Origin of the sequence: Paraburkholderia sp. Cy-641, assembly GCF_011752945.1 — a bacterium.
In the GTDB taxonomy this organism is placed as follows: Bacteria; Pseudomonadota; Gammaproteobacteria; order Burkholderiales; family Burkholderiaceae; genus Paraburkholderia.
Genome location: NZ_VWWM01000019.1, coordinates 107,550 through 134,171, shown reverse-complemented (window position 1 = coordinate 134,171; position 26,622 = coordinate 107,550). Strand labels below are relative to the sequence as shown.

25 protein-coding genes are annotated in these 26,622 nt (G+C 65.9%); 20 read left to right on the top strand and 5 right to left on the bottom strand.

Features of this window, described 5'->3' with window-relative positions:
• Positions 1 to 99 precede the first annotated feature (99 nt).
• The 5 genes from F3J20_RS12955 to F3J20_RS12935 all read left to right on the top strand — a co-directional run bounded on the left by F3J20_RS12955 (position 100) and on the right by F3J20_RS12935 (position 4,516).
• The gene (locus F3J20_RS12955) at positions 100 to 1,257 is read left to right on the top strand and encodes a VanZ family protein (protein WP_167042451.1); all 1,158 of its coding nucleotides are present in this window, start codon (positions 100 to 102) and stop codon (positions 1,255 to 1,257) included.
• A 312-nt stretch (positions 1,258 to 1,569) separates the two neighbouring features.
• The gene (locus tag F3J20_RS12950) at positions 1,570 to 1,890 is read left to right on the top strand and encodes a ferredoxin (protein ID WP_167042453.1); all 321 of its coding nucleotides are present in this window, start codon (positions 1,570 to 1,572) and stop codon (positions 1,888 to 1,890) included.
• A gap of 49 nt (positions 1,891 to 1,939) precedes the next feature.
• On the top strand, positions 1,940 to 2,584 hold the full coding sequence (locus tag F3J20_RS12945; RefSeq protein WP_167042455.1) for an alpha/beta hydrolase: 645 nt from the start codon (positions 1,940 to 1,942) through the stop codon (positions 2,582 to 2,584).
• Positions 2,585 to 2,916: 332 nt separating this feature from the next.
• Positions 2,917 to 4,146, top strand: a complete 1,230-nt coding sequence (locus F3J20_RS12940; RefSeq protein ID WP_167042457.1) for a D-alanyl-D-alanine carboxypeptidase family protein — start codon at positions 2,917 to 2,919, stop codon at positions 4,144 to 4,146.
• Between the two features lie 100 nt (positions 4,147 to 4,246).
• Positions 4,247 to 4,516 (top strand): DUF493 family protein, encoded by a 270-nt coding sequence (locus F3J20_RS12935; RefSeq protein WP_167042459.1) that lies wholly within the window; start codon positions 4,247 to 4,249, stop codon positions 4,514 to 4,516.
• Positions 4,517 to 4,558: 42 nt separating this feature from the next.
• Here the strand turns inward: F3J20_RS12935 and F3J20_RS12930 are convergent, their stop codons facing one another.
• Entirely contained in the window at positions 4,559 to 5,563 is a 1,005-nt protein-coding gene (locus F3J20_RS12930) for a transcriptional regulator GcvA (protein WP_167042461.1), read from the bottom strand.
• Positions 5,564 to 5,661: 98 nt separating this feature from the next.
• Between F3J20_RS12930 and F3J20_RS12925 the strand changes: the two genes are divergently transcribed.
• The 7 genes from F3J20_RS12925 to F3J20_RS12895 all read left to right on the top strand — a co-directional run bounded on the left by F3J20_RS12925 (position 5,662) and on the right by F3J20_RS12895 (position 14,080).
• The gene (locus F3J20_RS12925) at positions 5,662 to 5,988 is read left to right on the top strand and encodes a DUF2917 domain-containing protein (protein WP_167042463.1); all 327 of its coding nucleotides are present in this window, start codon (positions 5,662 to 5,664) and stop codon (positions 5,986 to 5,988) included.
• A gap of 77 nt (positions 5,989 to 6,065) precedes the next feature.
• Positions 6,066 to 6,800 (top strand): lipoyl(octanoyl) transferase LipB, encoded by a 735-nt coding sequence (lipB, locus tag F3J20_RS12920; protein ID WP_167042465.1) that lies wholly within the window; start codon positions 6,066 to 6,068, stop codon positions 6,798 to 6,800.
• Positions 6,801 to 6,813: 13 nt separating this feature from the next.
• Entirely contained in the window at positions 6,814 to 7,824 is a 1,011-nt protein-coding gene (gene lipA / locus F3J20_RS12915; protein WP_167042467.1) for a lipoyl synthase, read from the top strand.
• A 252-nt stretch (positions 7,825 to 8,076) separates the two neighbouring features.
• Complete coding sequence (gene ugpQ / locus F3J20_RS12910; protein ID WP_167042470.1) at positions 8,077 to 8,844, top strand: glycerophosphodiester phosphodiesterase; 768 nt, start codon at positions 8,077 to 8,079, stop codon at positions 8,842 to 8,844.
• A gap of 353 nt (positions 8,845 to 9,197) precedes the next feature.
• Complete coding sequence (locus tag F3J20_RS12905) at positions 9,198 to 10,478, top strand: dicarboxylate/amino acid:cation symporter (RefSeq protein WP_167042472.1); 1,281 nt, start codon at positions 9,198 to 9,200, stop codon at positions 10,476 to 10,478.
• Between the two features lie 272 nt (positions 10,479 to 10,750).
• Positions 10,751 to 12,700: an ATP-binding protein gene (locus F3J20_RS12900; RefSeq protein WP_205299280.1), complete on the top strand. Its 1,950-nt coding sequence runs from the start codon at positions 10,751 to 10,753 to the stop codon at positions 12,698 to 12,700.
• Between the two features lie 30 nt (positions 12,701 to 12,730).
• Positions 12,731 to 14,080 carry a sigma-54 dependent transcriptional regulator gene (locus F3J20_RS12895; RefSeq protein WP_167042474.1) on the top strand — a complete coding sequence of 450 codons (1,350 nt, stop codon included), beginning with the start codon at positions 12,731 to 12,733 and terminating at the stop codon, positions 14,078 to 14,080.
• Between the two features lie 141 nt (positions 14,081 to 14,221).
• On the opposite strand, the gene F3J20_RS12890 is transcribed toward F3J20_RS12895, so the two are convergent.
• The gene (locus F3J20_RS12890) at positions 14,222 to 14,749 is read right to left on the bottom strand and encodes a TlpA disulfide reductase family protein (protein ID WP_167042476.1); all 528 of its coding nucleotides are present in this window, start codon (positions 14,747 to 14,749) and stop codon (positions 14,222 to 14,224) included.
• A gap of 338 nt (positions 14,750 to 15,087) precedes the next feature.
• Here F3J20_RS12890 and F3J20_RS12885 point away from each other — a divergent pair, with 338 nt between their 5' ends.
• Entirely contained in the window at positions 15,088 to 15,675 is a 588-nt protein-coding gene (locus tag F3J20_RS12885) for a hypothetical protein (protein ID WP_205299279.1), read from the top strand.
• A 332-nt stretch (positions 15,676 to 16,007) separates the two neighbouring features.
• On the opposite strand, the gene F3J20_RS12880 is transcribed toward F3J20_RS12885, so the two are convergent.
• A complete protein-coding gene (locus tag F3J20_RS12880; RefSeq protein WP_167283527.1) occupies positions 16,008 to 17,621 on the bottom strand; it encodes a YifB family Mg chelatase-like AAA ATPase in 1,614 nt (537 codons plus the stop codon).
• A 120-nt stretch (positions 17,622 to 17,741) separates the two neighbouring features.
• A complete protein-coding gene (locus F3J20_RS12875) occupies positions 17,742 to 17,996 on the bottom strand; it encodes an accessory factor UbiK family protein (protein WP_167050513.1) in 255 nt (84 codons plus the stop codon).
• Positions 17,997 to 18,385: 389 nt separating this feature from the next.
• On the opposite strand from F3J20_RS12875, the gene F3J20_RS12870 reads away from it, so the two are divergent.
• Both F3J20_RS12870 and F3J20_RS12865 read left to right on the top strand, forming a co-directional pair.
• The gene (locus F3J20_RS12870; RefSeq protein ID WP_006048089.1) at positions 18,386 to 18,724 is read left to right on the top strand and encodes a P-II family nitrogen regulator; all 339 of its coding nucleotides are present in this window, start codon (positions 18,386 to 18,388) and stop codon (positions 18,722 to 18,724) included.
• A gap of 46 nt (positions 18,725 to 18,770) precedes the next feature.
• Complete coding sequence (locus F3J20_RS12865; protein ID WP_167283526.1) at positions 18,771 to 20,249, top strand: ammonium transporter; 1,479 nt, start codon at positions 18,771 to 18,773, stop codon at positions 20,247 to 20,249.
• A 72-nt stretch (positions 20,250 to 20,321) separates the two neighbouring features.
• Here the strand turns inward: F3J20_RS12865 and F3J20_RS12860 are convergent, their stop codons facing one another.
• Complete coding sequence (locus F3J20_RS12860; RefSeq protein ID WP_167283525.1) at positions 20,322 to 20,708, bottom strand: hypothetical protein; 387 nt, start codon at positions 20,706 to 20,708, stop codon at positions 20,322 to 20,324.
• Positions 20,709 to 20,795: 87 nt separating this feature from the next.
• Here F3J20_RS12860 and gshA point away from each other — a divergent pair, with 87 nt between their 5' ends.
• The 5 genes from gshA to ptsP all read left to right on the top strand — a co-directional run bounded on the left by gshA (position 20,796) and on the right by ptsP (position 26,535).
• The gene (gene gshA / locus F3J20_RS12855; protein WP_167283524.1) at positions 20,796 to 22,085 is read left to right on the top strand and encodes a glutamate--cysteine ligase; all 1,290 of its coding nucleotides are present in this window, start codon (positions 20,796 to 20,798) and stop codon (positions 22,083 to 22,085) included.
• Between the two features lie 103 nt (positions 22,086 to 22,188).
• Positions 22,189 to 23,145, top strand: coding sequence for a glutathione synthase (gshB, locus tag F3J20_RS12850; protein ID WP_167048444.1), 957 nt, complete (start codon positions 22,189 to 22,191; stop codon positions 23,143 to 23,145).
• 372 nt (positions 23,146 to 23,517) lie between these two features.
• On the top strand, positions 23,518 to 24,045 hold the full coding sequence (locus F3J20_RS12845) for a PTS mannose transporter subunit IIA (protein WP_167048442.1): 528 nt from the start codon (positions 23,518 to 23,520) through the stop codon (positions 24,043 to 24,045).
• 121 nt (positions 24,046 to 24,166) lie between these two features.
• Positions 24,167 to 24,436, top strand: coding sequence for an HPr family phosphocarrier protein (locus tag F3J20_RS12840; protein WP_167048441.1), 270 nt, complete (start codon positions 24,167 to 24,169; stop codon positions 24,434 to 24,436).
• Positions 24,437 to 24,792: 356 nt separating this feature from the next.
• The gene (gene ptsP, locus F3J20_RS12835; protein ID WP_167048439.1) at positions 24,793 to 26,535 is read left to right on the top strand and encodes a phosphoenolpyruvate--protein phosphotransferase; all 1,743 of its coding nucleotides are present in this window, start codon (positions 24,793 to 24,795) and stop codon (positions 26,533 to 26,535) included.
• Positions 26,536 to 26,622: the final 87 nt, after the last annotated feature.

The following is a 26,622-nucleotide window of genomic DNA, read 5'->3' as shown; positions in this document are numbered from 1 at the left end:
GACCTCGTCGCGCAGATCGTCGCATGGCTCGGCTCGCAGGCGCTCGCCGCCGCGCAGTGACGGGCGGGTAGCGCACGAGCGCACGGGAGGGAGCGCTGCATGAGCGAACGACCCTGGTTGCGCCGTCCGTCGGGGCTCGCCCGGCAGGCGCTGCTGCTGTATGCGGCGCTGATCGTCTACGGTTCGTGGTATCCGTTTTCCGGCTGGCGCTCGCTCGGCATCGCGCCGTTTGCCTATCTGTTCGATCCGATGCCGCAGTATCTGACGGCGTTCGACGTCGTCACCAATGTGCTCGGCTATATGCCGTTCGGCGCGCTCGTGGTGCTCGCGGTGTATCCGCGCTGGCGCGGCGCCGTGGCCGTTGCGCTGGCGTTCGGGCTCGGCGCTCTGCTGTCGGGCACGATGGAAGCGGTGCAGACTTATCTGCCGACGCGCGTCGCGTCCAATCTCGATCTCGCCGCCAACACGCTCGGCGCGCTGCTCGGCGCGGCGATGATGTCGCCCGCGACCGGCGCGCTGCTCGATCGCGGCTTGCTCAGGCGCTTGCGGCTGCTGTGGTTCGAGCGCGGCCGCGCGGCGCTCGCGTGTCTCGTTGCCACCTGGCCGTTCGCGACGATGTATCCGGCGCCGCGTCTGTTCGGCCTCGGTAACTGGCCGCGCATGCTGTGGCTGCGCGTCGATCCGGCGACCCAGGACGCGTTGCTTGCGTGGACGCCGTCCGCGTGGCACGTCGGCGCATGGCCGGCGGCCGCCGCCGCGTGGCTGCCCGACGACGCCTGGGAAGCGCTGATCACGACGCTGAACCTGTTCGCCGCGCTCGTGCTCGCGTCGTTGCCGGCGCGCCGGCATGCGCCGCGCGTGCGTCTCTTGCTGGTGTTCATCGTCGTGACCTTGGGCGTGAAGGCCGGCGCGACGTTTCTGCAATCGCAATCCGGCCTTGCGTTCGACTGGGCGACGCCCGGCGCATTGAGCGGGCTCGCGTGCGGCACGCTCGCGGCACTCGCTGCGTTGCCGTTGCGCCGCCGCGTGCGCGCGGCGCTGGCGGCCATCGCGCTCGTCGTTGCGCTCGTGTTCGTCAATCTGCTGCCGGTGAATCCGTATTTCGACGTGGTGCTGGCCGACTGGCGGCAAGGGCGGTATCTGCACTTCAACGGTCTCGCGCGCTGGCTCGCGTGGGTCTGGCCGTACGCGGCGCTGGTGTGGCTCGCGTTCGCGGTCGAGCAGGCGTGGCTGAAGCGTCGGGCGAAGCGCGCGTGAGACCGGGGAAAACGAGGCGAGGGCGCATCGGGCGGACAGGCGCGGGCAGTGCGCCCGATGGGCCGGGTTCGCTCGGGTTCGCATCGGCCCGGGCGAAAGAGGCTCGCACGAAATGCAGCGGGCCCGCGTCGGATACCATGCAAGCGCACGTGAAGCGCCATGCGGTGCTGCCGAAGCGCCGGCCTTTCCGGCCAGCAGACCCCGGCGGCCGCCGGGCCTGCTCGTTATAATCGTCCGCACCACGGGCGCCGCGGCATACCGTGTGCTGACAGCGCCATTGCACTCCCTTTCAGTTTCGCTCTCCCGGACATCATGGATTCCTTCTACAAGCATCACGTCTTCTTCTGTCTCAATCAACGCGAGCCCGGCGCCGAGCGTCCGAGCTGCGCCAACTGCAATGCGCAGGCGATGCAGGAATACGCGAAAAAGCGCGTGAAGCAGCTCGGCCTCGCCGGTCCCGGCCAGGTGCGCATCAACAAGGCGGGCTGCCTCGACCGCTGCGAACTCGGCCCGACGCTCGTCGTGTATCCCGAGGGCGTCTGGTACACCTACGTCGACGAGAGCGACATCGACGAGATCGTCGAGTCGCATCTCGCGAACGGCAAGGTCGTCGAACGTCTGAAGATCGATTAATAACGCGCGCCGTCAGGCGCGAATCACAGAACGATCGACAGGCACCCTCATGAATGTCAACACGAAGAAATATCTGATCGACGGCCCGGTCGGCAAGATCGAGGTCGCGCTGGACCTGCCCGACGACGTGCGCGAAAAAGGCGCCGCGCCGCGCGGCATCGCGCTTGTCGCGCATCCGCATCCGCTCTTTGGCGGCACGATGGACAACAAGGTCGCGCAGACGCTCGCGCGCACGCTCGTGCAACTGAACTACGTCACGTATCGCTCGAATTTTCGCGGCGTCGGCCAGACCCAGGGCGAGCACGACGCGGGCGTCGGCGAGCGCGACGATCTGCGCGCGGTGCTCGAACACATGCGCGCCGATGCGCAGTACGGCGCTCTGCCGCTCGTGCTCGCGGGCTTTTCGTTCGGCACGGTCGTGCTCTCGCATGTGGCCGCGAAGCTGCGCGAAGAAGGCCGGGAGATCGAACGCATCGTGTTCGTCGGCACCGCGGCGAGCCGCTGGGACGTCGCGCCCGTGCCGGAGAGCACGCTCGTGATTCACGGCGAAGTCGACGAGACCGTGCCGATTCAATCCGTGTACGACTGGGCGCGGCCGCAGGAACTGCCGGTGGTCGTGATTCCGGGCGCCGAGCATTTCCTGCACCGCAAGCTGCACATCCTGAAGCGGATCATCGTCGACGCGTGGCGGTAAAAACGCGCGCCGCGCTTCGTCCCGCGGGCCGGCATGCGCAAACGTGTGCGAATCGCCATCCTGCGACCGCTCCATGCGCGAAGCCGGCCAGGTAGCGCGCGTATAATGGGCGCTCTTTTTTTGGGCGCAGCGCCGCCCATCCGGCAGTTCGCGCGCCGCGGAGTTCCGCTTCGCGCGCAGCGCGGCCGGGCGGGAAGCGCTGCGTTCGCGAACCGATTGCGCCGCCGGAAGTCCAATGGGCGCCGTGCCGTTTTACGGCCAGATGCCCGCCGACCGGCTCCCCCAACTACGCGTGCTCTCGCGCAACGTATTTTTCTGCCTCCATCGACCCTATGCGTTTCTCCTCTTCTGGCCGTACGTCATTCCCGTCCGTCGCCTCGTTCGTTCCCGTCTCGCTGAATCGCGCCCTCACCCTCGGTCTCGTGCTGCCGGCCGCGCTCGCCGCCTCGGGCGCGTTCGCGCAGGTGCCGCCGCCGGCCGTGAATGCGCGCTCGTGGGTGCTCGTCGACGCCACCAGCAACCAGGTGCTCGCGTCCGGCAATGCCGAGGAGCGCGTCGAGCCGGCCTCGCTCACCAAGCTGATGACCGCCTATCTCGTGTTCGAGGCGCTCGACACGAAGAAGATCACGATGGATCAGACCGTCATGCCGAGCGAGGCCGTGCGCCGCGTGAAGACGGACGAATCGCGCATGTTCATCGAGGCGAACAAGCCCGTCACCGTGCACGATCTCGTGTACGGCATGATCGTGCAGTCGGGCAACGACGCGGCGATCGCGCTGGCCGAACTGGTCGGCGGCAGCGAGGCGCAGTTCGTCAACATGATGAACGCCGAAGCGCAGAAGCTCGGCATGACGCACACGCATTTCGCCGACGTGAACGGCATGCCCGACCCGCAGCACTACACCACGGCGGGCGATCTCGCGGTGCTGTCGGCGCGGCTGATCCGCGATTATCCGGACTACTACAACATCTTCTCGGTCAAGGAATTCACGTACAACAAGATCAAGCAGCCGAACCGCAACCGTCTGCTGTGGATCGACCCGACCGTCGACGGCCTGAAGACCGGTCACACGCAGGCGGCGGGCTACTGCCTGATCGCGAGCGCGAAGCGTTCGCTGCCGGGCACGACCGACGCGTCGCGCCGTCTCGTCTCGGTGATGATGGGCGAGACCAAGGAGCACGACCGCGTGCAGGACAGCCTGAAGATGCTGAACTACGGCTACACCGCCTACGACACGACGCGTCTGTACAAGGCGAACCAGGTCGTGGCCACGCCGCGCGTCTACAAGGGGGCGCAGGACAGCGTGCAGGTCGGCGTGAAGAGCGACCAGTACGTCACGCTGCCGAAGGGCGCGGGCGACAAGGCGAAGCCGCAGATCGAGCTGAACGATCCGCTCGTCGCGCCGATCGCGAACGGCCAGCAGGTCGGTACTGCGAAGTTCGTTGCCGACGGCAAGGTGCTCGCGCAGTTCCCGGTGGTCGCGCTGCAGCCGGTGCCGCAGGCCGGTGTGGTCGGCCGCGTCTGGGATTCGCTGATGCTGATGTTCAACAAGAAAAAGTAAGGGCTACGCTGCAATCACCGTTGATGCCGCGGCGCGTTTCGCCGGCTGCGGCATCGGCAAGCCGAGGCCGCTGAGGCCGAGGTGCGGCAAGGAGTAAAGAATGAGTACCGAGAACGACTCGCTGTTCGAGTTTCCCTGCGATTTCCCGATCAAGATCATGGGCAAATCGCACCCCGAGTTTGCCGAGACGATCGTCGCGGTGGTGCGCCAGTTCGATAACGACGTCGACGCCTCGCGCGTCGAAACGCGGCCGTCGAGCAGCGGCACCTACACCGGGCTGACCGTCCACGTGCGCGCCACGAGCCGCGCGCATCTCGACGACATCTATCGCGCGCTGACCGGCCATCCGATGGTCAAGGTCGTGCTGTAAGCGGCGCGCGATTCCTCGCCTGCTTTCTTCACACGACCCGGCTCACGGCGTGGCGCGCAATGCGTGCGCCGCCGCTTCCGGCGTCGCTTCCGTCGTCACCTCCGCCGCGAGGCGCGCGCTGGCCGCGGGACCGGCCTCGCAGGCGAGGTCGAAGCGCTGCCTGAAGCGTCCCACCTCGTCGAACACCCAGTCGCGAAACGCCTTGACCCGCGCGGTTTCGAGCATTTGCGGCGGGCAGATGAAATAGTATTGCCACGGACTCGGCCCATCCACGTCGAAGAGCCGCACGAGCCGGCCCGCCGCGATTTCGTGCATCGCGAGCGAGCGGCGCGTGAGCGCGACCCCCTGGCCGTCGATGGCCGCCTGCAGCAGATTCGACGAATCCTGATACAGCACGCCGCGCTTCGGCTCCGGCCAGTCGGTCAGGCCGGCTGCGTCGAACCACGGACGCCATAGCTCGTCGTCGGAGCGCAGCAGCGGGACTTTGGCGAGATCGGCCGGGGTTTGCGGCAGCTTGCCGCCGTTGAAGTTCGGCGAGCAGGCCGGAAAGAAAATCTCGTCGAGCAGCAGTTCCGCGTGCAGCCCCGGATATTTGCCGAAGCCGAAACGGATCGCGAGGTCGACGTCGTCGCGCGCGAAATCGGTGAGCGCGTTGGTGGACAGCAGTTCGAGGTCCCACTGCGGATGCGCCTCGATAAAGCTGCCGATGCGCGGCGTCACCCAGCGCGCCGCGAACGACGACAGCATCGACACCACGAGGCGCCGCTCGCGGTCGCCGGCACGGATCGCGCGAGTGGCGTCGGCGAGTTCCATCAGTGCGGCGCGCACCTGCGCGGCATAGCGGCGGCCGGTTTCGGTCAGGCGCACGCGCTTGCCGTCGCGCGCGAACAGCGACACGCCGAGCTCGGCTTCGAGCGCGCGGATCTGATGGCTGACCGCGCCGTGGGTGACGAACAGCTCGTCGGCGGCGCGCGAGAAGCTCTCGTGGCGGGCGGCGGCTTCGAACGCCTTGACCGCGTTCAGGGCGGGGAGTTGCCTGAGGTCCATTGCAATATTTCTCACATAGCCGTGAAAATTGATCGTTTTGCGCAAGCCCTTGCTACGTCTACGATTTTAGCCATGAAACGATTTTTGGCGAGGGCATCATGCGAGAAATTTCCTCTAGCATTGCATACGAAGTCCGCACGGGCGAAACCTTGCCGTTGCGGGTGGCGCGCAGCACGAAGCTGACGGTGCGCGGCGGCGCGGTCTGGATCACGCGCAGCGACGACACGCTGGACTACTGGCTGCAGCCCGGCCAGACGCTGCATCTGCGGCGCGGCGAGCGGCTCTGGCTCGGCGCAGAAGGGGTCCAGCACGCGAAGGTCACGTTCTCGGTGCCGACGCGTTGCGACGAGCGCGCGCTGAACGGGCTCGCGCGCGTCGGCGAACGGCTGGTCATGCGGATGCGGGGCGGCTGGCGCACGGTTTGAGGACGGTGCGACGGGCAGGCCGCTCGGCCTTTCCCCGTCGGGCGCGGTTTCCGAGATTTCGGTAAACTGCCACGATCATGTGCGCCACCCCGGTTTCTCCGTCTCCCTTGCCCGCCGCTACGGCGCCTGCGTTGCCCACGCTGCGCTGGCTCGGCCGCGAATCCTACGAAGCCAGTTTCGACGCGATGCGCGCATTCACTGATGCTCGCACCGCCGACACCCCCGACGAAATCTGGCTCGTCGAACATCCGCCCGTCTTCACGCTCGGCCAGGCCGGCGATCCGGCCCACCTGCTCGCCGCCGACAGCGCCATCCCGCTCGTCAAGGTCGACCGGGGCGGGCAGATCACGTACCACGGGCCGGGGCAGGTGGTCGCCTATCTGCTGCTCGACCTGCGCCGGCGCAAGCTGATGGTGCGCGAGATGGTCACGCGGATCGAGCAGGCCGTGATCGACACCCTGGCGGCGTATAATCTCGCCGGAGAACGCAAGGCGGGCGCCCCCGGCATCTACGTGGCGCCCGGACCCGATGCCGGGTCGCATGCCGGTGCCAAGATCGCGGCGCTGGGCCTGAAAATCCGCAACGGCTGCAGCTATCACGGCGTGAGCCTGAACGTGAACATGGACCTGCGGCCGTTTCTCGCGATCAATCCATGCGGCTACGCGGGGCTCGAAACCGTCGACATGGCAACGCTCGGCGTTGCCGCCGGCTGGGACGACGTGGCCCGTACCCTTGCAGCACGCCTCACCGCAAACCTCGACGGCAATCCCGCGGCCGTCGCCCAACCGCAGGCCGGTGCGCTCACCGCCTGACTGGATCGAACGAATGACTGACGTAACCGCGAATCCCGCAGCAGCCACCCCCGTGCCCGAAGGCGCGCTGGCTTCCCCCGCCGCTTACGACGCTACTGCGAAGCAGAAAGCGCAAGCCAAAACCGCGCGCATTCCGATCAAGGTCGTCCCGATCGAAAAGCTCAAGAAGCCGGACTGGATTCGCGTCAAGGCGGCCACGGGCAATTCGCGCTTCTACGAAATCAAGCAGATCCTGCGCGAACACAACCTGCACACGGTGTGCGAAGAGGCGAGCTGCCCGAACATCGGCGAATGCTTCGGCAAGGGCACCGCGACCTTCATGATCATGGGCGACAAGTGCACGCGCCGCTGCCCGTTCTGCGACGTCGGCCACGGCCGTCCCGATCCGCTCGATGCCGACGAACCGGCCAACCTCGCGCGCACCATCGCCGCGCTGAAGCTGAAGTACGTCGTGATTACGAGCGTCGACCGTGACGATCTGCGCGACGGCGGCGCGGCGCACTTCGTCGAATGTATTCGTCAGACGCGCGAGCAGTCGCCGGACACGCGCATCGAAATCCTGACGCCGGACTTCCGCGGCCGGCTCGACCGCGCGCTCGGCATCCTGAACGCCGCGCCGCCCGACGTGATGAACCACAACCTCGAAACGGTGCCGCGTCTGTACAAGGAGGCGCGCCCCGGTTCGGACTACGCGCATTCGCTGAAGCTGCTGAAGGACTTCAAGGCGCTGCATCCGCACGTCGCGACCAAGTCCGGCCTGATGGTCGGCCTCGGCGAAACCGAAGAGGAAATCCTGCAGGTCATGCGCGATCTGCGCGAACACGACGTCGACATGCTGACGATCGGCCAGTATCTGCAGCCGTCGGAGCACCATCTGCCGGTGCGCGCGTACGTGCATCCGGACACCTTCAAAATGTACGAGGAAGAGGCGTACAAGATGGGCTTCACGCATGCGGCCGTGGGCGCGATGGTTCGTTCGAGCTATCACGCCGACGTGCAGGCGCATGGAGCCGGTGTGGTCTGAGATTCGCGGCAGCGGTCGCAATCGTGGAAAAGCCCGCCTTGAGCGGGCTTTTCTTTTTGTGCCGGTCCGCAGCGCTTGGGCCGCTCGTCGTGTGACCCGCGCGGCCTACCGCGGTGTTTCTTCATACGCGATACTACGCGTGGGACTTGCGCTTGCGGCCAGCGAAACCACGCGGTGGACACGCGGCAAACACACGCAGCAGGCAAGCGTCGGCCGCACACTGAACCGCTCTATCTGGAAGGGTAACGAGACGTGGCAAACGGGATCGATCGCGGGACATCCGCACAATGGCCTTATCCGCGGCTGGTTGCGCATCGCTGCGGCGGCACGCTGGCGCCCGAAAACACGCTGGCCGGCTTCGACGCATGCGTGCGCTACGGCTATCGCATGGTCGAATTCGACGCGAAGCTCTCCGCCGACAATCAGCTTTTCCTGCTGCACGACGACACGCTCGATCGCACGACCAGCGGTCACGGTCCGGCTGCCGCGCACGCGTGGCAACAACTCGCCGCGCTCGATGCCGGTGCGTGGCGCGGCGCGCAATTCGCCGGCACGCGTTTGCCGACGCTCGCCGAAGCGGCCGAACGCTGCGCGCGCGACGGCATCGCCGCCAACATCGAGATCAAGCCGTGTCCGGGCCGCGAGGCGATCACCGGCACGCTGGTCGCTCGCGGCGCGCTGAGCTTGTGGCACGGACCGACGCCGCCGCTGCTGTCGTCGTTTTCGTTCGACGCGCTCGCCGCCGCGCGCGATGCCGCTCCCTCGCTGCCGCGCGGCATGCTGTTCGAGGAACTGCCGGCGGACTGGCTGCGCATCGTGCGCGAACTCGACTGCGTGTCGCTGCACGCGAGCCACCGCTATCTGAGCGAGCCGCTCGTCGCCCAGGTCCGCGCGGCCGGACTGCGCGTACTCGCTTACACGGTGAACGACCCGGCGCGCGCGCAACGGCTCGCGCAATGGGGCGTCGACATGATCTGCACGGACCGCATCGATCTGCTCGCGCATGACATGCTGGCCTAGGCGGAAACCCCTGCGGGTTTCCCCGCAATCCCTCCCGCGCCCGATTCCGGATTCCCCGACGGCCTTCGTCCGGATTTCCGGAATCCCGGACGGCGCGCGGCCGGTATCGCCAGAAAACCCATAGAAATCAAGGCTTCCAGCCCTGCATCGATCTGGCATCGACCTTGCATTTCAGAACGCGCGGCCGCAACGGCCCGACAACTAAAGCAAGGAGACAACGATGTCCGATTTCCCTTCCCGGTATTTCTGTATTCGTCGTCTTATCGCGCCCTGATGCCGTACTCGCGCGACGACGATCCGTTCGCGCGCGGCGTGCCGCAGGTCATGAGCTCATCCCCCTCGCAGGAATCATCGTGAAGAAACCTATCCATAAAGTGCTGTACGTCCAGGTGATCGTGGCGATCATCATCGGCATCGTACTGGGGCATTTCTACCCGAACCTCGCCGTCGACATGAAGCCGCTCGGCGACGGCTTCATCAAGCTCATCAAGATGGTGATCGGGCCGATCATCTTCTGCACGGTGGTGACGGGCATCGCCGGCATGGAAGACATGAAGAAGGTCGGGCGCGTCGGCGGGAAGGCGCTGCTGTACTTCGAGATCGTCTCGACCTTCGCGCTCGTGCTCGGCCTCGCGGCCACGCACCTGCTGCGTCCGGGCGCCGGCTTCAACGTCGATCCGGCCTCGCTCGACAGCCGCGCGGTCGCGTCGTACGCGGCTAAGGCGCACGGCCAGTCGAGCGTCGACTTCCTGATGCACATCATTCCGGACACGATCTCGTCGGCGTTCGCGCAGGGTGAAATCCTGCAGATCCTGCTGGTCGCGCTGCTGTTCGGCGCGGTGCTCGCGACGGCCGGCGAGAAGGGCAAGGTCGTGACGAACTTCATCGACAGCCTCTCGCACATCCTGTTCGGCATCGTGCGCATCATCACGAAGCTCGCGCCGATCGGCGCGTTCGGCGCGATGGCCTTCACGATCGGCAAATACGGCATCGGCTCGCTGCTGCCGATGCTCAAGCTGATCGGCACCTTCTATCTGACCTCGATCGTGTTCGTGGTGGTCGTGCTCGGCATCATCGCGCGCCTCGTGGGCTTCAACATCCTGCGCTTCGTCGCGTACATCAAGGAAGAGATGCTGATCGTGCTCGGCACGAGCTCGTCCGAAGCCGCGCTGCCGCAACTGATGCAGAAGCTCGAAAATCTCGGCTGCTCGCGCTCGGTGGTGGGCCTCGTGGTGCCGACCGGCTACTCGTTCAACCTCGACGGCACCAATATCTACATGACGATGGCGGTGCTGTTCATCGCCCAGGCGACCAACACCGATCTCACGTGGACGCAGCAGCTCACGCTGCTCGCGGTGACGATGCTGACCTCGAAGGGCGCGAGCGGCGTGACCGGCGCGGGCTTCATCACGCTCGCGGCGACGCTCGCCGTCGTGCCGACGATCCCGCTCTCGGGCATGGTGCTGATTCTCGGCATCGACCGCTTCATGAGCGAATGCCGCGCGCTGACCAACATCGTCGGCAACGGTGTTGCGACGGTCGTCGTGTCGGCCTGGGAGAAGGAGCTCGACCGCAGCCGGCTCAGCGCGGTGCTGCGCGGCGACGTGGCGGTCAAAGAGCCGGCCGGCGTCTGAGCGGCGCTTAGGGCTTTGGCTGTTTCTGTCGTCATGAGCGCGGACGCCTGCGTATGAAACCGGCGTCCGCGCATTCTTCCGAAGAGCCTGCTCGCGCGTCTTCTTCGGCACATCCGGAGCATGCGGGGCATCCGGCGGGCGAAACCCGCAGCCCGGTGTGCGGCGAAATTCGCGGCGCAACTTGCAGCGCAACTCACAGCAAAGCGCGCGGCAAAGCGCCAGGCGAAACCCGCGGCCAGTCCGGCCGCGAGCCCGTGCCGCCTTATGCCACAATGTCCGATCCCTATCGATCGGACCTTGCCAACGTGACGCGCCGCCTGCTGATCTTCTTCGCGCTGCTGGCCGGGCTCGTGGCGGCATGCGGGCTCACCTACGGTATCGCGTGGCGCAGCGGCGTCGACACGCTGCGGAGCAACGCAGCGGTGCGCGCCGAGCGCACCGCGAGCGCGCTCAAAAGCACGCTCGAACGCTACGAATCGCTGCCTTATCTGCTCGCCGAGCATCCGATCGTGCAGGATGTGCTTGTCGATCCGAGCCCGGCCAACGTCAAGCGCGCCAATCTCTATCTCGAAGACCTGAACCGCCACGCGCGCGCGACGGTCACCTACATCATCTCGCTCGACGGCTATTGCGTCGCCGCCAGCAACTGGCGCGGGCCAGGCAGCTTCGTCGGCGCGGGCTACCAGTTCCGGCCGTATTTCGTCGATGCGGTCAACGGCGGCGTGGGCCGCTTCTTCGGCATCGGCACGATTTCGCAGGCGCCGGGCTATTACATTTCGCAGCCGGTGCGGCGCGACGGCAAGATCGTCGGTGTGGCGGTCGTCAAGCTCGATCTCGAATGGTTCCAGGGCGTCGATGCATCCGAGCCGCTGCTCGTGACCGACGATCATGGCGTGATCTTTCTCTCCTCGGTGCCGGCCTGGAAATACCACACGATCCGTCCGCTGCCTGGACAGGTCGCTGATTCGATCTACCAGGCGCGGCAATACGCACAGCAGCCGATCGCGCCGCTGCCGGTCACGATCGAGCGCACGCTCGAAGGCAATGCGCAGATCGTGCGCATCGGCGGCGGGCGTCTCGCGCCGCGCTATCTCGCGTCGCGGCGCGGCATGGGCGAACCCGACTGGCATCTGATTACGTTGTCGCCCGTCGATCCGGTCGACGCCGACGCGCGCAAGGCAACCATCGTCACGGGCTTCGGCTATATCTCGCTCGTGCTGCTCGCGTTCTACTGGCGCATGCGTCGCGCGCGCGTGCGCGAAGTGATGCGCAGCCGCGCGCTGCTGCAGAAGGCGTATGCGGAGCTGAACCAGCGCGTTGCCGAGCGCACCGCCGATCTGTCCGAGGCGAACGAGCAGTTGCAGAAGGAAGTGGCCGAGCGCACGCGCGCCGAACAGGAATTGCGCGCCGCCCACGACGAGCTGATCCAGGCGAGCAAGCTCGCGGCGCTCGGCCAGATGGCGGCCGGCATCACGCATGAACTGAATCAGCCGCTTGCCGCGCTGCGCAGTTTCTCGGACAACACGCGCGTGCTGCTCGAACGCGGCGATCAGGCGTCGGCGCGCGAGAATCTCGAAGCGATCGCGGCGCTGACCGAGCGAATGGGCAAGATCACGAACCAGTTGAAGCTGTTCGTGGGCCGCGCGCGGCCGCGCAGCGCACGCGCGCCGGTCGTGCGGGCCTTGCGCAACGTCGTCGCACTGCTGCAAAAGCGCTTGCAGGGCGTCGAACTCGGGTTCGTGCTGATCGATGCGGATGCAAGTGCCGATGCCGGCGCCGATGCGCTTGCCGGTTGGCGCGCACCGCTGAGTCTTACGGACGATCATCCCGAACTGGTCGCGCATTGCGATGATCTGCGGCTCGAACAGGTGCTCATCAACCTGCTCGGCAACGCGCTCGACGCGACCGCCGGCATGAGCGCGCCGCGCATCGCGGTCGAGGTCGAAGCGAGCGACGCGAATCTGTCGATCGTGGTTGTCGACAACGGCCCCGGCATTGCCGACGACGTGCTGCCGCGCCTCTTCGAGCCGTTCTTCACGACCAAGGAAATGGGCCAGGGGCTCGGCCTCGGCCTCGCGATTTCATCGTCGATCGCGCGCGACTGCGGCGGTTCGCTCGTCGCGCGCAACGCGCCGCACGGCGGTGCATCATTCGTGCTGACGCTGCGCCGCGCACGCGTGCCGACGAACGTCGGGCACGACTCGCCGGGCGCGGGCTCCTGACATCACACGAAGCCTCACACGGAACACGCCATGAACGACGGCCTGCAGGTGCTATATATCGAAGACGATGAACTGGTGCGCCGCGCGAGCGTGCAGAGCCTGCAACTGGCGGGCTTCGACGTGATCGGCCACGCGTCGGTCGAGGCGGCGGCGAAGCTGATCAGCGCGGACTTTTCCGGCGTGATCGTCAGCGATATCCGGCTGCCCGGCGCGAGCGGACTCGATCTGCTCGCGCAGTGCCACGAGCGCGCCCCTGACGTGCCGGTGATTCTCGTCACCGGTCACGGCGATATCTCGATGGCCGTGCAGGCGATGCGCGACGGCGCCTACGACTTCATCGAAAAACCGTTCGCGTCCGAGCGGCTGATCGAGACCGTGCGGCGTGCGCTGGAGCGCCGCAAGCTCGTGCTCGAAAACCTCGCGCTGCGCCGTGAGCTGGCGGAGCAGAACACGGTGGCGCCGCGCATCATCGGCCGCAGTCCCGCGATCGAGCAGGTGCGGCGGCTGATCGCCAACGTTGCGCCGACCGATGCGTCGGTGCTCATCAACGGCGATACCGGCGCGGGCAAGGAACTGATTGCGCGTAGCCTGCACGAGCTGTCGCCGCGGCGTGACAAGCCGTTTATCGCGGTGAATTGCGGCGCGCTGCCCGAGCCGATGTTCGAATCGGAGATGTTCGGCTACGAGCCGGGCGCGTTCACGGGCGCGGCGAAACGGCGGATCGGCAAGCTCGAACATGCGTCGGGCGGCACGCTGTTTCTCGACGAAATCGAGAGCATGCCGCTCGCGTTGCAGGTCAAGCTGCTGCGCGTGCTGCAGGACGGCGTGCTGGAGCGGCTCGGCTCGAATCAGCCGATTCGCGTCAATTGCCGCGTGGTGGCGGCCGCGAAGGGCGACATGGCCGAGCATGTCGCGGACGGTTCGTTCCGGCGCGATCTGCTCTACCGGCTCAACGTGGTGACGATCGCGCTGCCGCCGCTTGGCGAGCGCCGCGAGGACATCGTGCCGCTGTTCGAACACTTCGTGCTCGATGCGGCCGTGCGCTATCAACGGCCGGCGCCGATTCTCACCGATCGCCAGCGCGCGAGCCTGATGCAGCGCGACTGGCCCGGCAACGTGCGCGAGTTGCGCAATGCCGCCGACCGCTTCGTGCTCGGCATCGCCGACGAACCCGCGCTGTCCTTCGCCGACGAGGACGCGGCCGCGCAACCGCTCAAGGAGCGGGTCGAGCAGTTCGAGCGGGCGATGATCGCCGAGGCGCTGGAGCAGGCGGGCGGCGTGGTCGCCGTGGCGGCCGACCGGCTGCAACTCGGCAAGGCGACGCTCTACGAGAAGATCAAGCGGTATGGCCTCGCGGCCAAAGGGGAAGGGGAGCGCTGAGAGGGCTAAAAGCAAAACGCCGGCCGCGTCAGGCGGCCGGCGTTTCGTTCGAGGCGGGGTTGATGCGGTTCCTTGATGCGGCTCTTTTTAACCCGGGCCGGGCCTGGCTTGGTGGCCTGCCCGGCGCCGCTGCGGCAGGCGTCAGGTCTTGAGCGCCTTTTCGAGCAACTGGTCGAGTTCCGCGAACTGCGGTTCGCCGACATAGCGCTTCAGAATCTTGCCGTCCTTGTCGATGACGAACGTGGTCGGCGTGAGCTGGACGTTGCCGAACTGCTTGGCGGCCGAGCCGTCGTCCATCGCGACCTTGAACGGCAGCTGACGCGTTGCCGTGTAGTTGGTCACGTACATCGGTGCGTCGTAGTTCATGGCCACCGCGACGAATTCGAGCCCCTGGCCCTTGAAGCGGTTATAGGTCTGGACCATCTGCGGCATTTCCTTCATGCAGGTGTCGCAGTTCGTCGCCCAGAAATTGACCAGATAGACCTTGCCTTTGAGATCGGCGGTCGTGAGCTTCTTGCCCGACAGCAGCGTGAAGGTCGCGTCGGGCACGCGTTGCTGGCCCGCAAACGCGAAGTAACCGGCGACGGCGAGCGCGACGACCACGATTGCCGCAATGATGTAGCGAAGCGGGTTCGTGCGCCGGGCGGCGGTTGATGAATTGGAGCTCATGAACGGAACCTCGTGAGTCGCGCGGGGCGCGCGGAACAATGGGGCAGGGTGGCACGTCGGGCCGGTGCTGAATAGCCCGGCTATTGTAGCTCCATTGGTGCCGTTGCGTCCGCGCGGCACGCCAGCGGGAGCGAAACCCGCCGTGGATCAGCGGATAATAGGGCTTTACGTTCCTGTCAGCTCGATCTTCCGTTTCCATGTCCAGAACTGCCTTTTGTTGCCGCTGGTTGCTTGTGCGTGTGTTGTGTCGTCTTGCCCCGTTGGGCCGCTTTCCGGCTCGCTTTCCAGTCTGGTTGCCGCTTTGTCTGCCTCTGCCGCAGCGCTTGAGGGAGCACAGTATGCTGCTCGGCTCCGACCGAATTCTCCCGCGCCTGCCGTACCCCCGAACCCGAACCGTGCTCGGCACGGCGGCGGCCGCGCTTGCACTCGGCGTCGCGTTGAGCGCCTGCTCGCCGACATTCGACTGGCGCACTGTCATGAACAACGACGACGGCTACACCGTCGACTTTCCGGCCAAACCGGGCAAGGACCAGCGCGCGGTACAGATCCACGGCGCGCCGGTGCAGATGGCGATGCAGACGGCCGAAGCCGGCAACGCGGTTTTCGCGGTCGGCACGGTGATGCTGCCCGACGATAGCGACGCCACCCAGCGCGCCGCGCTCGATTTCCTGCGCGCGGGTTTGGCCCGCAACGTCGGCGCGGCACCCGATGCGCACGCGGTGCAAATTCCGCTCGCCGCGGGCGGCCATACCCCTGGCCTCGAGATGAAGGTGAGCGGCGAGGCCGGCGCACAGCACGAGACCCGCATTGTCTACGCGCGGCTCGTCGCACACGGCCGGCACGTCTATCAGGCGGCGATCATCGCCGACCAACCGCTGCCGCAGGACCAGGTCGACCAGTTTTTTTCGTCGTTCCAGCTTTATTGAGCACGGGGCGTTCAGGCCGATGCGGCGCAAGCAGAGCGCCGCGCACAGTGAAAGTTCCTTCGCAGCTTTGTGCGCTAATTCCCGGTTTACGTTGAAGTTTTGGCGATAAGCCCCGTTCCTGTGGATAACTCTGTTGAGAAGTCGGCCTGATTTGCCGCAAAAGCCCGTCCGGCGGGGATTTCGTCAGAATTCACTGATGTGGTGGGTTTTATAAAAATCAATTAAATCAAAGGTTTATTGGTTTATGCTTGGGCGGGCTTCGGAATTGTTTCAAAATTTGTCAAAAGCGCGAAGATGTGCATAAGTCAAGTCTTGACAGTAGATTTTTCTCCTCATAGTGAGCCCAAAGCCCTGCGATACTGGATCGCTTCGGCGATTTGCGCGGCGCTCGGCATCGCCGCGCCGGCGAGGTCGGCGATGGTCCGCGCGACCTTCAGCACGCGGTAGTAAGCACGCGCCGACCAGCCGAATCGCTCGCCCGCTTCGCGCAGGAGCGCTTCGCCGGCCGGGTCCGGGCGGCAGACCTCATCCACTTCCCGGCCATCCAGTTCACGGTTGGTTTTGCTCTGGCGGATCAATTGCCGCTCGCGCGCGGCGCTGACCCGTTGCGCGATAACTGCGCTCGCTTCACCCGTGGTGGCCGCGCGGGCTCCGAGTTCGGCGGGTGTGAGCGCCGGCACTTCGAGCTGGATGTCGATCCGGTCGAGCAGCGGCCCCGAGAGCTTGCGCAGATAACGCGTCGCGATTTCCGGCGTGCAACGGCAGCGCCCGCCGGGATCGCCGCGCCAGCCGCACGGGCACGGGTTCATCGCGGCAATCAGTTGGCAGGCGGCCGGGAAATCGGCCTGCAACGCGGCGCGCGAGATCGTGATGCGGCCGGCTTCGAGCGGCTCGCGCAGCGTTTCGAGCACGACGCGATCGAATTCGGGCAACTCGTCGAGGAACAGCACACCCAGATGAGCGAGCGTGATCTCGCCCGGCTGCGGCGGATTGCGTCCGCCGACCAGCGCCGCCGCGCTCGACGAATGATGCGGCGCGCGAAACGGCCGTTGTCGCCATTGCGACGGCGTGAAGCCGATCCGGCTCGCGGACAGCAGCGCGGCGGAAGTCAGCGCTTCGTCGTCGGTCATGGGCGGCAACAGCCCGGGCAGACGCGCGGCGAGCATCGACTTGCCGGCGCCGGGCGGCCCGATCAGCAGCACGTGATGGCCGCCGGCCGCGGCGACTTCCAGCGCGCGCCGCGCGGCGCGCTGGCCGATCACGTCAGCCATGTCGGGGCGGGCGGCGACGGCTTCCGTGCCGGGCTCGGGTGCGGCGATCGGGCGCAGGCGCGCGTCCGGCGCGTCCGCGAGATGCGCGCATAGCGACGGCAGATCGGCGGCGCCATAGACGTCGACGCCGGGCACGAGCGCAGCTTCCGCCGCGCTCGCGGCGGGCAGGTAAAGCTGTGGAGTACGGAACGGCGATTCCGCTGCGGTTGCTTCGGCCAGCGGGGAAGGCGGCGCGGAAGAATGCACGGCGTTGCCATCGCCACCGTCGGCCGCCATTGCGCCGCGCGCCGTGCCGCATGCCATCGCGAACGCGCCGCGCATCGGCCGCAGCGCGCCGGTCAGCGACAGCTCGCCGGCGAATTCACGGTGGCGCAGCGATTCGGCGGGAATCTGTCCGCTCGCGGCGAGGATGCCGAGCGCGATCGGCAGATCGAAGCGGCCCGATTCTTTCGGCAGATCGGCCGGCGCGAGATTGACGGTGATGCGTCTCACGGGGAAGTCGAAGCCGCAGTTCTGCAGCGCCGCGCGCACCCGCTCGCGGCTTTCGCGCACTTCGAGATCGGGAAGACCGACGATGGCGAACGAAGGTAATCCGTTGGCGAGGTGAACCTCGACGGTGACTTCCGGCGCGCGGCCAGAGGCCGGCGCGCGACTGCGCACCACGGCAAGCGACATGTTTTCTCCCGTCGGACCGCGCGCCGTTGGCACGTGCGAGTCTCCTAAAGCGCTGATGACGTCACGGCCCGCTTGCCGGTGATGTGCAGCATGGCGCGGCGCGAATGCCGCGCGCGAGGGTTACGGCGTTTGAGTGAGCGGCAGCTTCTGTTCGAGCTCGGCGACGCGGCGCTCCAGCTCTTCGAGACGCGCACGGGTGCGCACGAGCACCTGGGTTTGCGTATCGAATTCCTCGCGCGTGACGAGATCGAGCTTCGAGAAGCCTTGCGACAGCATGGCCTTGACGTTGCGCTCGACATCCCTGGCCGGCGAGTTCTTGAACAGATCGCTCACGCGTGCCTGGAAGTCGTTGAAAACGTCGTTCGGTTGTTTCATGGTGTTCCCCTTGGTGCACAAAAAATGTGCATGTTTCATGACGTCTGTGCCCCGCCACGGCGAATGGGCGATCGTGGTGCGTGCCGCCCGCGTTGCCGCGGCCGCATGAGCGCCTTTGGTGCGCGCCGTCGCGTTCAGAACCTTCGAACACTCTAGCAACGATCCCTACGCCGCGCCACCCGCGCGCCGTGCGCCTGGCCGTTCGGACAAGGCCGTCCGGGCGCCTTGCGCCATGCACGCGAGGCGAAGTCTGACACAACATGGCACGCGAGTTGCTGTTACTGCCCCGCGCGCACCGCCGGAGCTTCTTCACCGGCGGCGCCGGAGACCACGGTTACGGGTACGCAACGGTTGGCAACGCGATCAGCAACACACTAGCGAGGAATTTCATGAAGCTCATTACCGCAATCATCAAGCCGTTCAAGCTCGATGAAGCGCGCGAAGCCTTGTCGGCGATCGGCGTGTCGGGCATCACGGTCACGGAAGTCAAAGGCTTCGGGCGGCAGAAGGGCCATACGGAGCTGTATCGGGGGGCTGAGTATGTCGTCGACTTTCTGCCGAAGGTGAAGATCGAGGCGGCCGTGTCGGACGACATCGTCGATCAGGCGATCGAGGCGCTCGAACGCGCCGCGCGCACCGGCAAGATCGGCGACGGCAAGATTTTCGTCACGCCGATCGAGCAGGTGATCCGCATCCGCACCGGCGAAACCGGGGCCGACGCGCTGTAAAGACCCAAGCGACACAGCACAGATAAGCGACAAGAGGAAAACGAAGATGCGCAAACTATTGATGTCCCTGCTAATGGCCGGCTCGCTGCTCGCGGGCGGTATCGGCGCCGCCCTCGCGGACGATGCGTCCGCGCCCGCGTCCGCTGCGGCCGCGAGCGCGCCGGCGGCAGATACGTCGGCCGCACCCGCTGCCGCCGCGGCGTCGGCACCCGCTGCCCCGGCCGCAAGCGCACCGGCGTCCGCCGACACCTCGGCAGCCGCAGCCGCGCCGGCTGCGCCGACCGCGCCGTTCTCGGTCGATTCGTCGAAGATCAATTCCGGCGACACCGCCTGGATGCTGACCTCGACCGCGCTCGTGCTGTTCATGACGATCCCCGGTCTCGCGCTGTTCTACGGCGGCATGGTCCGCAAGAAGAACGTGCTTGCGACGCTGATGCAAAGCTTCGCGATCACCTGTCTCGTGACGATCATCTGGACCGTGGTGGGCTACAGCCTCGCGTTCACGCCGGGCGGCTCGTTCATCGGCGGCTTCTCGCGCGTGTTCATGGCCGGCATGACCTACATCAAGGGCGACAAGGCCACGACGCTGACCGTGAGCCACCTCGCGCCGACGATTCCCGAGACGGTCTACTTCGTCTATCAGATGACCTTCGCGATCATCACGCCGGCGCTGATTACCGGCGCGTTCGCCGACCGCATGAAGTTCTCGGCGATGCTCGTGTTCATGTCGCTGTGGTCGATCATCGTCTACGCGCCGATCGCGCACATGGTGTGGGAGCCGACCGGCTGGCTCGCCAGCGCGGGCATCCTCGACTTCGCGGGGGGCACGGTGGTGCACATCAATGCCGGTATCGCGGGCCTCGTTTGCTGTCTGGTGCTCGGCAAGCGCGTCGGCTACGGCCGCGAAGCGATGGCGCCGCACAACCTGACGCTCACGCTGATCGGTGCCGCGATGCTGTGGGTCGGCTGGTTCGGCTTCAACGCGGGTTCGGCTGTCGCGGCGGACGGCCGTGCCGGCTTCGCGATGTTCGCGACGCAAGTGGCGACGGCGGCGGCCGCGCTCGCGTGGATGTTCGCCGAATGGGCGGCCAAGGGTAAGCCGTCGGTGCTCGGCATCGTGTCGGGCGCGGTCGCGGGTCTGGTCGCGATTACGCCGGCTTCGGGCTTCGTCGGCACGCTCGGCGCGCTCGTGATCGGCATCGTTGCCGGCGTGGTCTGCTTCTGGTCGGCGACGTGGCTCAAGCACAAGCTCGGTTACGACGATTCGCTCGACGCGTTCGGCGTGCACGGCATCGGCGGTATCGTCGGTGCGCTGCTGACCGGCGTATTCGCGGTCAAGGACATCGGCGGCGCGGACGGCAGCGTGATCCTGCAGGCGAAGGGCGTGCTGACGACGCTGATCTACAGCGGCGTGGTGAGCTTCATCCTGCTGAAGGTGATCGACATGGTGATGGGCATCCGCGTGACCGAAGAGCAGGAGCGCGAGGGCCTCGACGTGAGCCTGCACGGCGAACACGTCGAATAACGCCGCTGCTCGCAGTGCCTTCGCGCGGGCCCGCGCTTGCGGGCTCGTCGGAGCATGGAGTGCGGTGACGGATCAGGCATCCAGCACGGCGATTTTGCCCGCCTTCATGGCGGGCTTTTTTTTGCCGGATTTCCGGCGGAATGGTTGAGGGTCTTGCGCGAATGGGCGCGTCGAAGGAACCGTCTCGAAGACGACGGAAATAGCTCCGGCGGAAAACAGCAGGGAAGCCGCCTGACAACGTCCGCAAAATGGCTGGCGGATCGGTGGGAGATAATGACGAGCCGGCCGGCTATCGCTGAAAAAACCAGATGAACAGCCGGATGAAAAAGCCGCTTGAAAAAATCCCGATGAAAAAACGCGGTGAAAAACTGCGGCAAAAAACACTGCGGCAAATCCGCGGATAGGCGAGTCTGGAAACGGCCATTTACCGGGCCTATTATCGTGATAGGGAGAATACATTCGAGTTTGCTTGCGAATGGAGAAACCGTCCCCAAATAGACAAACTATTTGCTCTACAATCTTTTTTCTCCAGTTTGCGAGTGATCAATGGTTCCGCACCTAGTTACGGCGTTAAACGGCCCGCTGCTCGACCTCGAGCGGAAGATCCTCGACGCCACGCCCGCTATCGAACGCTGGTTCCGGCTCGAATGGCAGGAGCACACGCCGCCGTTCTACTGTTCCGTCGATCTGCGTAACGCGGGCTTCAAGCTCGCGCCGGTCGACACCAATCTGTTCCCCGGCGCATTCAACAATCTGCCGCAGGAAGTGCTGCCGCTCGCGGTGCAGGCCGCAATGGCCTCGATCGAAAAGATCTGCCCGGACGCGAAGAACCTGCTCGTGATTCCCGAGCGCCATACGCGCAACGCGTTCTACCTCGAAAACGTCGCCCGGCTCGCGTCGATCATGCGCCAGGCCGGGTTGAACGTGCGTTTCGGCACGCTCGACGAAACCATCAACGGCCCGGTCACGATCGCCTTGTCGGACGGCCAGAAGCTCGTGCTCGAACCGCTCGAGCGCTCGCCGCGGCGCCTCGGCCTGAAGAACTTCGACCCGTGCTCGATCCTGCTCAACAACGACCTGTCGGGCGGCATTCCGCCCGTGCTCGAAAATCTGCACGAGCAGTATCTGCTGCCGCCGCTGCATGCGGGCTGGGCGGTGCGCCGCAAGTCGACGCATTTCTCCTGCTACGACGACGTCGCGAAGAAGTTCGCGAAGATGGTCGAGATCGATCCGTGGATGATCAACCCGTACTTCGCGCGCGTCGAAGGCGTCGATTTCCAGGAGCGCACCGGCGAGGAAGCGCTGGCCGATGCGATCGACGGCGTGCTCAAGAAGATCGCCCGCAAGTACCGCGAGTACGGCATCTCCGAGAAGCCGTACGTCGTCATCAAGTCCGATGCGGGCACTTACGGCATGGGCGTGATGACCGTGCACGACGCCTCGGAAGTGGCCGCGCTCACGAAGCGCGAACGCGTGCGCATGGCAGCCACCAAAGACGGCCTCGAAGTGCATGACGTGATCGTGCAGGAAGGCGTGTACACGTTCGAGCGCATCGGCGAGGAAGTGGCCGAGCCGGTCGTCTACATGATCGACCGCTACGTGGTGGGCGGCTTCTATCGCGTGCACGGCAGCCGCGAGCGCGATCAGAACCTGAACGCGCCCGGCATGCACTTCGTGCCGCTCGGCTTCGAGCATACGGCGCTGCCCGACGCGCACGCGAAGCCCGGCGCGGCGCCGCCGAACCGCTTCTACATGTACGGCGTGGTCGCGCGGCTCGGGCTGCTCGCCGCATCGGTCGAACTCGAAAAGACCGATCCGGAAGCGATCCAGGTCTGAGCCACCTCGCGCGGCGGGATGGCGGCATGCGTGCCGCCATTGCCGTCTTCAAAGACTATATTGACGAACACTGTCACGCCACTCAGGGCGCACCGGGACTTTCATGGACATTCTTTTCATCGCCGATCCGCTGGGCCAGTTCAAGATCTACAAGGACACGACCTACGCAATGATGGCCGAGGCGGCGCGCCGTGGTCACACGGTGTACGCCTGCGAGCCGAAGCATCTGGCGTGGACGGGCGGTGACGTCGAGGCGAACGTGGAGCGTATTGCGATCGTCGGCGACACCGCCGATCTGCATCGCGACGTCTGGTTCGCCGCCGACCCCGCCGCGCCGCGCGCGCTGAAAAGCTTCGCCGCGGTCGTGATGCGCAAGGACCCGCCGTTCGACATGGAGTACGTGACGTCGACGTGGCTGCTCGAAATCGCCGAGCGTAACGGTGCGCGCATCTTCAACAAGCCACAGGCGATCCGCGATCATTCGGAAAAGCTCGCGATCGGCGAATTCGCGCAGTTCGTCGCGCCCACGCTCGTCACGCGCGACGCCGCGCGTCTGCGCGCGTTCCACGAGCAGCACGGCGACGTGATCCTGAAGCCGCTCGACGGCATGGGCGGCATGGGCGTGTTCCGCGTGAAGGCGGACGGCATGAACCTCGGCTCGATCATCGAAATGCTGAGCCACGACGGCGCGCGCTCGGTGATGGCGCAAAAGTTCATCCCCGAGATCAAGGACGGCGACAAGCGCATCCTGCTGATCGGCGGCGCAGCGGTGCCATATTCGCTCGCGCGCATTCCTCAGGGCAATGAGGTGCGCGGCAATCTCGCGGCGGGCGGCCTCGGCGTCGCGCGGCCCTTGACCGAACACGATCGCACGATTGCCGATACGCTCGCGCCCGTGCTGGCGGCGCGCGGTTTGCTGCTGGTCGGGCTCGACGCGATCGGCGACTGGCTCACCGAAGTCAACGTCACGAGCCCGACGTGTTTCCGCGAGATCATGGACCAGACCGGCTTTGACGTGGCCGGGATGTTCGTCGACGCGCTGGAGCGCGCGGCGGGCTGATGCCACGGCCTTGAATGCCGGGCCGGGCCCCCAACCTGTGTAGCGAATCCGCGTCAGGTCCGGCATTGGGTGTTGCGTCGGGCGCGCCTCGCGCTTTGGCGCGAAAATGAGCCTGTTACAATGCCCGCTCGCCCGCGCAAGGCATTCGGTAGCCACCGGCAAGATCGCCGGCCGTAACCGGTGCCGCCCGCGCGGATTGCGGACAACCAACGGGCAGGGTTCCCGCAGGCGCCCACCTCATGCGAGGCGCCGCGAACCGCTCGCCTGACGAGGCGTTTCCGCCCTCGCGACCCACGGCCGGTCAAGGGCGCTGACGAACCGGGCTGTGTCCCGGTCCATGGTTCGGGGCCGTTTTTTTGCAGTAAGGCTGACATGGCAGGCATTCTGATCATTGCGCACGCTCCCTTCGCCACCGCGTTGCGCGATTGCATTTCCCACATCTACGGCGGTTTGCCGGCGCGCATCGGCGTGATCGACGTGTCGCCCGATTGCGATCCCGCGCAAGTGGTGGCGTTTGCGAATGCGGAAATCGCGCGTCTGAAGGAAGAGAACGGCGCGCTCGTGCTCACCGACATGTTCGGCGCGACACCGGCCAATATCGCGGGCCGGCTTGCCACGGTGCCGGACGTGCGCGTATTGTGCGGCGTCAATCTGCCGATGCTCGTGCGCTCGGTCTGCTATCGCGCGATGCCGCTCGACACGCTCGTCGACAAGGCGCTCGCCGGCGCGACCAAGGGCATTCAGGCGATCGGGCCCGCTATGCCGGAAGCCTCCACGGCACCGGCCGCGCCGTGCGATTGCCCGCAGGCCTTGCCGGCGACCGTCGCGCCCGGCGACTGCATTCCCGCGTTGCCCGCCGACGCCGATCTGGCGCAGAAGGCGGGTTCGGCCGGCTTGTAGAGCTTGTAGACATAGGCGAAGCGTCGGCGGCGGGGCGTGTCGCCGGCGGCTTCAAACGCATTGCAACGGGTTTGCCGTTTCAACTTTTACCATCCCATTTACGCGCGCTTCGGACCATCACATGCTGCAACAGGAAACGACTATCGTGAACAAGCTGGGGCTGCACGCGCGTGCGTCGGCCAAGTTGACGCAACTCGCGGGCAACTATCAGGCGGAAATCTGGATGAGCCGCAACGGCCGCCGCATCAACGCGAAGAGCATCATGGGCGTGATGATGCTGGCAGCGGGTATCGGCAGCACGGTGCTGATCGAAACCGAAGGCTCCGACGAGCAGGAGGCGATGGACGCGCTGCTGAAACTGATCGCCGATAAATTCGGCGAGGGCCAATAATCCGGCGTATTCAGCGATCGGCTGATACGACAGCGCCGCGGCTCGTCCGCGGCGTTTTTTTTGCCGCCGGTATTTCAACGGGTAACAACGGCGGGAGGCGTATCGGCGGCACGTGTACGGTTAATCACGCGACAAGGGTGCGTAAGGCGAGACGGGTTTGCGGCGCGCGAGGCGTCGTCCACGATGTGCAGCCATACGGGCACACCCATCCTGCGCCGCCCGCGATGCCGACAATTCGTGCTGCGCCGCACACACCTTCGACATACTTCGCCAGAGCGCGGAATTTATAATGCCCAGTACAGTCTGAGAGCATTGCAGCGGTTTGCCGCGGCATCACACAACTAGAGGAGGTGCGCGTGTCGTTCACGCTGCATGGAATTCCCGTGTCACGCGGTATCGCCATCGGGCGGGCCTATCTGATCGCCCCGGCTGCACTCGACGTAGACCACTATCTGATCGAACCTGCCCAGATCGAAGGGGAGGTCGAGCGCTTTCGCGCGGCCCAGCAACGCGTTCATGAGGAACTGGATACGCTGCGTGCCGATCTCGCCGCCGACGCGCCCAGCGAAATGGGCGCCTTCATCAACGTTCACACGATGATCCTGAACGACGCCATGCTCGTTCAGGAAACCATCGACCTGATCCGTACGCGCCGCTACAACGTGGAGTGGGCGCTGACCGAACAACTCGAGCGCCTGTCGCGCCATTTCGACGATATCGAAGACGAGTACCTGCGCGAGCGCAAGGCCGACATCGAGCAGGTGGTCGAGCGCGTGCTCAAGGCGCTCGCGGGTGCGTCCGGTCTCGATGGCGTGCACGGTGCATGCGACGAGATGATCGTGGTCGCGCACGACATCGCGCCGGCCGACATGATGCAGTTCAAGACGCAGACGTTCCAGGGCTTCGTCACCGATCTCGGCGGGCGCACCTCGCATACCGCGATCGTCGCGCGCAGCCTCGGCATTCCGGCCGCGGTCGGCGTGCAGCATGCGAGCGCGCTGATTCGCCAGGACGACCTGATCATCGTCGACGGCGATCATGGCATCGTGATCGTCGATCCCGCACCGATCGTGCTCGAAGAGTATTCGTACCGTCAAAGCGAAAAGGAACTGGAGCAGCGCAAGCTGCAGCGTCTCAAGTTTTCGCCGACGCAAACGTTATGCGGCACGCGCATCGAACTGTGCGCGAACATCGAGCTGCCTGAAGATGCGCGCGCGGCCGTCGAATCCGGCGCGACCGGCGTGGGGCTGTTCCGCACCGAGTTCCTGTTCATGAATCACAAGGACCGGATGCCCGAAGAAGAGGAGCAGTTCTGCGCGTATCGCCGTGCGGTCGAGTTGATGAATGGCCTGCCGGTCACGATCCGCACGATCGACGTCGGTGCCGACAAGCCGCTCGATTCGATGGGCGGCGGCGATGGCTACGAAACCGCGGCGAATCCGGCGCTCGGGCTTCGCGCGATTCGCTGGAGCCTGTCCGAGCCGCAGATGTTTCTCACGCAGTTGCGCGCGATCCTGCGCGCGTCGGCGTTCGGCAAGGTGAAGATTCTGATTCCGATGCTCGCGCATGCGCAGGAAATCGACCAGACGCTCGATCTGATCCGCGAAGCCAAGCGTCAGCTCGACGACGCGGGCATCGGCTACGATCCGAACGTGCAGGTCGGCGCGATGATCGAGATTCCAGCTGCCGCGATTGCGTTGCCGCTGTTTCTGAAGCGACTCGATTTCCTGTCGATCGGCACCAACGATCTGATCCAGTACACGCTCGCGATCGATCGCGCGGACAACGCCGTCGCGCATCTGTACGACCCGCTGCATCCTGCGGTGCTGCATCTGATCGCGTTCACGCTGCGCGAGGCGAAGCGCGCGGGCGTGCCGGTCTCGGTGTGCGGCGAGATGGCTGGCGATCCGGCGTTGACGCGGCTGTTGCTCGGCATGGGACTCACCGAGTTTTCGATGCATCCGAGCCAGTTGCTCGAGGTCAAGCAGGAAGTGCTGCGCTCGCATCTGAAGACGTTGGAGAAGCCGGTGGCCGACGTGCTGGCATCGTTCGAGCCGGAAGAGGTGCAGGCGGCGCTCAAGCGGGTCGCGCTGGCTTGAGTTCGTGAGGTTTCGTCGACGCCTCTTTCAATAAAAAAACGCAGCCTGAGTGCTGCGTCTTTTTATTCGGCGCCCGTTAGCGCGAGC

What these genes read in the sequence shown, in the direction of transcription:
- F3J20_RS12955 (WP_167042451.1), top strand. Translation starts at nt 100, where the DNA reads ATGAGCGAACGACCCTGGTTGCGCCGTCCGTCGGGGCTCGCCCGGCAG.
- F3J20_RS12950 (WP_167042453.1), top strand. Translation starts at nt 1,570, where the DNA reads ATGGATTCCTTCTACAAGCATCACGTCTTCTTCTGTCTCAATCAACGC.
- F3J20_RS12945 (WP_167042455.1), top strand. Translation starts at nt 1,940, where the DNA reads ATGAATGTCAACACGAAGAAATATCTGATCGACGGCCCGGTCGGCAAG.
- F3J20_RS12940 (WP_167042457.1), top strand. Translation starts at nt 2,917, where the DNA reads ATGCGTTTCTCCTCTTCTGGCCGTACGTCATTCCCGTCCGTCGCCTCG.
- F3J20_RS12935 (WP_167042459.1), top strand. Translation starts at nt 4,247, where the DNA reads ATGAGTACCGAGAACGACTCGCTGTTCGAGTTTCCCTGCGATTTCCCG.
- F3J20_RS12930 (WP_167042461.1), bottom strand. Translation starts at nt 5,563, where the DNA reads ATGGACCTCAGGCAACTCCCCGCCCTGAACGCGGTCAAGGCGTTCGAA.
- F3J20_RS12925 (WP_167042463.1), top strand. Translation starts at nt 5,662, where the DNA reads ATGCGAGAAATTTCCTCTAGCATTGCATACGAAGTCCGCACGGGCGAA.
- lipB (WP_167042465.1), top strand. Translation starts at nt 6,066, where the DNA reads ATGTGCGCCACCCCGGTTTCTCCGTCTCCCTTGCCCGCCGCTACGGCG.
- lipA (WP_167042467.1), top strand. Translation starts at nt 6,814, where the DNA reads ATGACTGACGTAACCGCGAATCCCGCAGCAGCCACCCCCGTGCCCGAA.
- F3J20_RS12900 (WP_205299280.1), top strand. Translation starts at nt 10,751, where the DNA reads ATGTCCGATCCCTATCGATCGGACCTTGCCAACGTGACGCGCCGCCTG.
- F3J20_RS12895 (WP_167042474.1), top strand. Translation starts at nt 12,731, where the DNA reads ATGAACGACGGCCTGCAGGTGCTATATATCGAAGACGATGAACTGGTG.
- F3J20_RS12890 (WP_167042476.1), bottom strand. Translation starts at nt 14,749, where the DNA reads ATGAGCTCCAATTCATCAACCGCCGCCCGGCGCACGAACCCGCTTCGC.
- F3J20_RS12885 (WP_205299279.1), top strand. Translation starts at nt 15,088, where the DNA reads ATGCTGCTCGGCTCCGACCGAATTCTCCCGCGCCTGCCGTACCCCCGA.
- F3J20_RS12880 (WP_167283527.1), bottom strand. Translation starts at nt 17,621, where the DNA reads ATGTCGCTTGCCGTGGTGCGCAGTCGCGCGCCGGCCTCTGGCCGCGCG.
- F3J20_RS12875 (WP_167050513.1), bottom strand. Translation starts at nt 17,996, where the DNA reads ATGAAACAACCGAACGACGTTTTCAACGACTTCCAGGCACGCGTGAGC.
- F3J20_RS12870 (WP_006048089.1), top strand. Translation starts at nt 18,386, where the DNA reads ATGAAGCTCATTACCGCAATCATCAAGCCGTTCAAGCTCGATGAAGCG.
- F3J20_RS12865 (WP_167283526.1), top strand. Translation starts at nt 18,771, where the DNA reads ATGCGCAAACTATTGATGTCCCTGCTAATGGCCGGCTCGCTGCTCGCG.
- F3J20_RS12860 (WP_167283525.1), bottom strand. Translation starts at nt 20,708, where the DNA reads ATGTATTCTCCCTATCACGATAATAGGCCCGGTAAATGGCCGTTTCCA.
- gshA (WP_167283524.1), top strand. Translation starts at nt 20,796, where the DNA reads ATGGTTCCGCACCTAGTTACGGCGTTAAACGGCCCGCTGCTCGACCTC.
- gshB (WP_167048444.1), top strand. Translation starts at nt 22,189, where the DNA reads ATGGACATTCTTTTCATCGCCGATCCGCTGGGCCAGTTCAAGATCTAC.
- F3J20_RS12845 (WP_167048442.1), top strand. Translation starts at nt 23,518, where the DNA reads ATGGCAGGCATTCTGATCATTGCGCACGCTCCCTTCGCCACCGCGTTG.
- F3J20_RS12840 (WP_167048441.1), top strand. Translation starts at nt 24,167, where the DNA reads ATGCTGCAACAGGAAACGACTATCGTGAACAAGCTGGGGCTGCACGCG.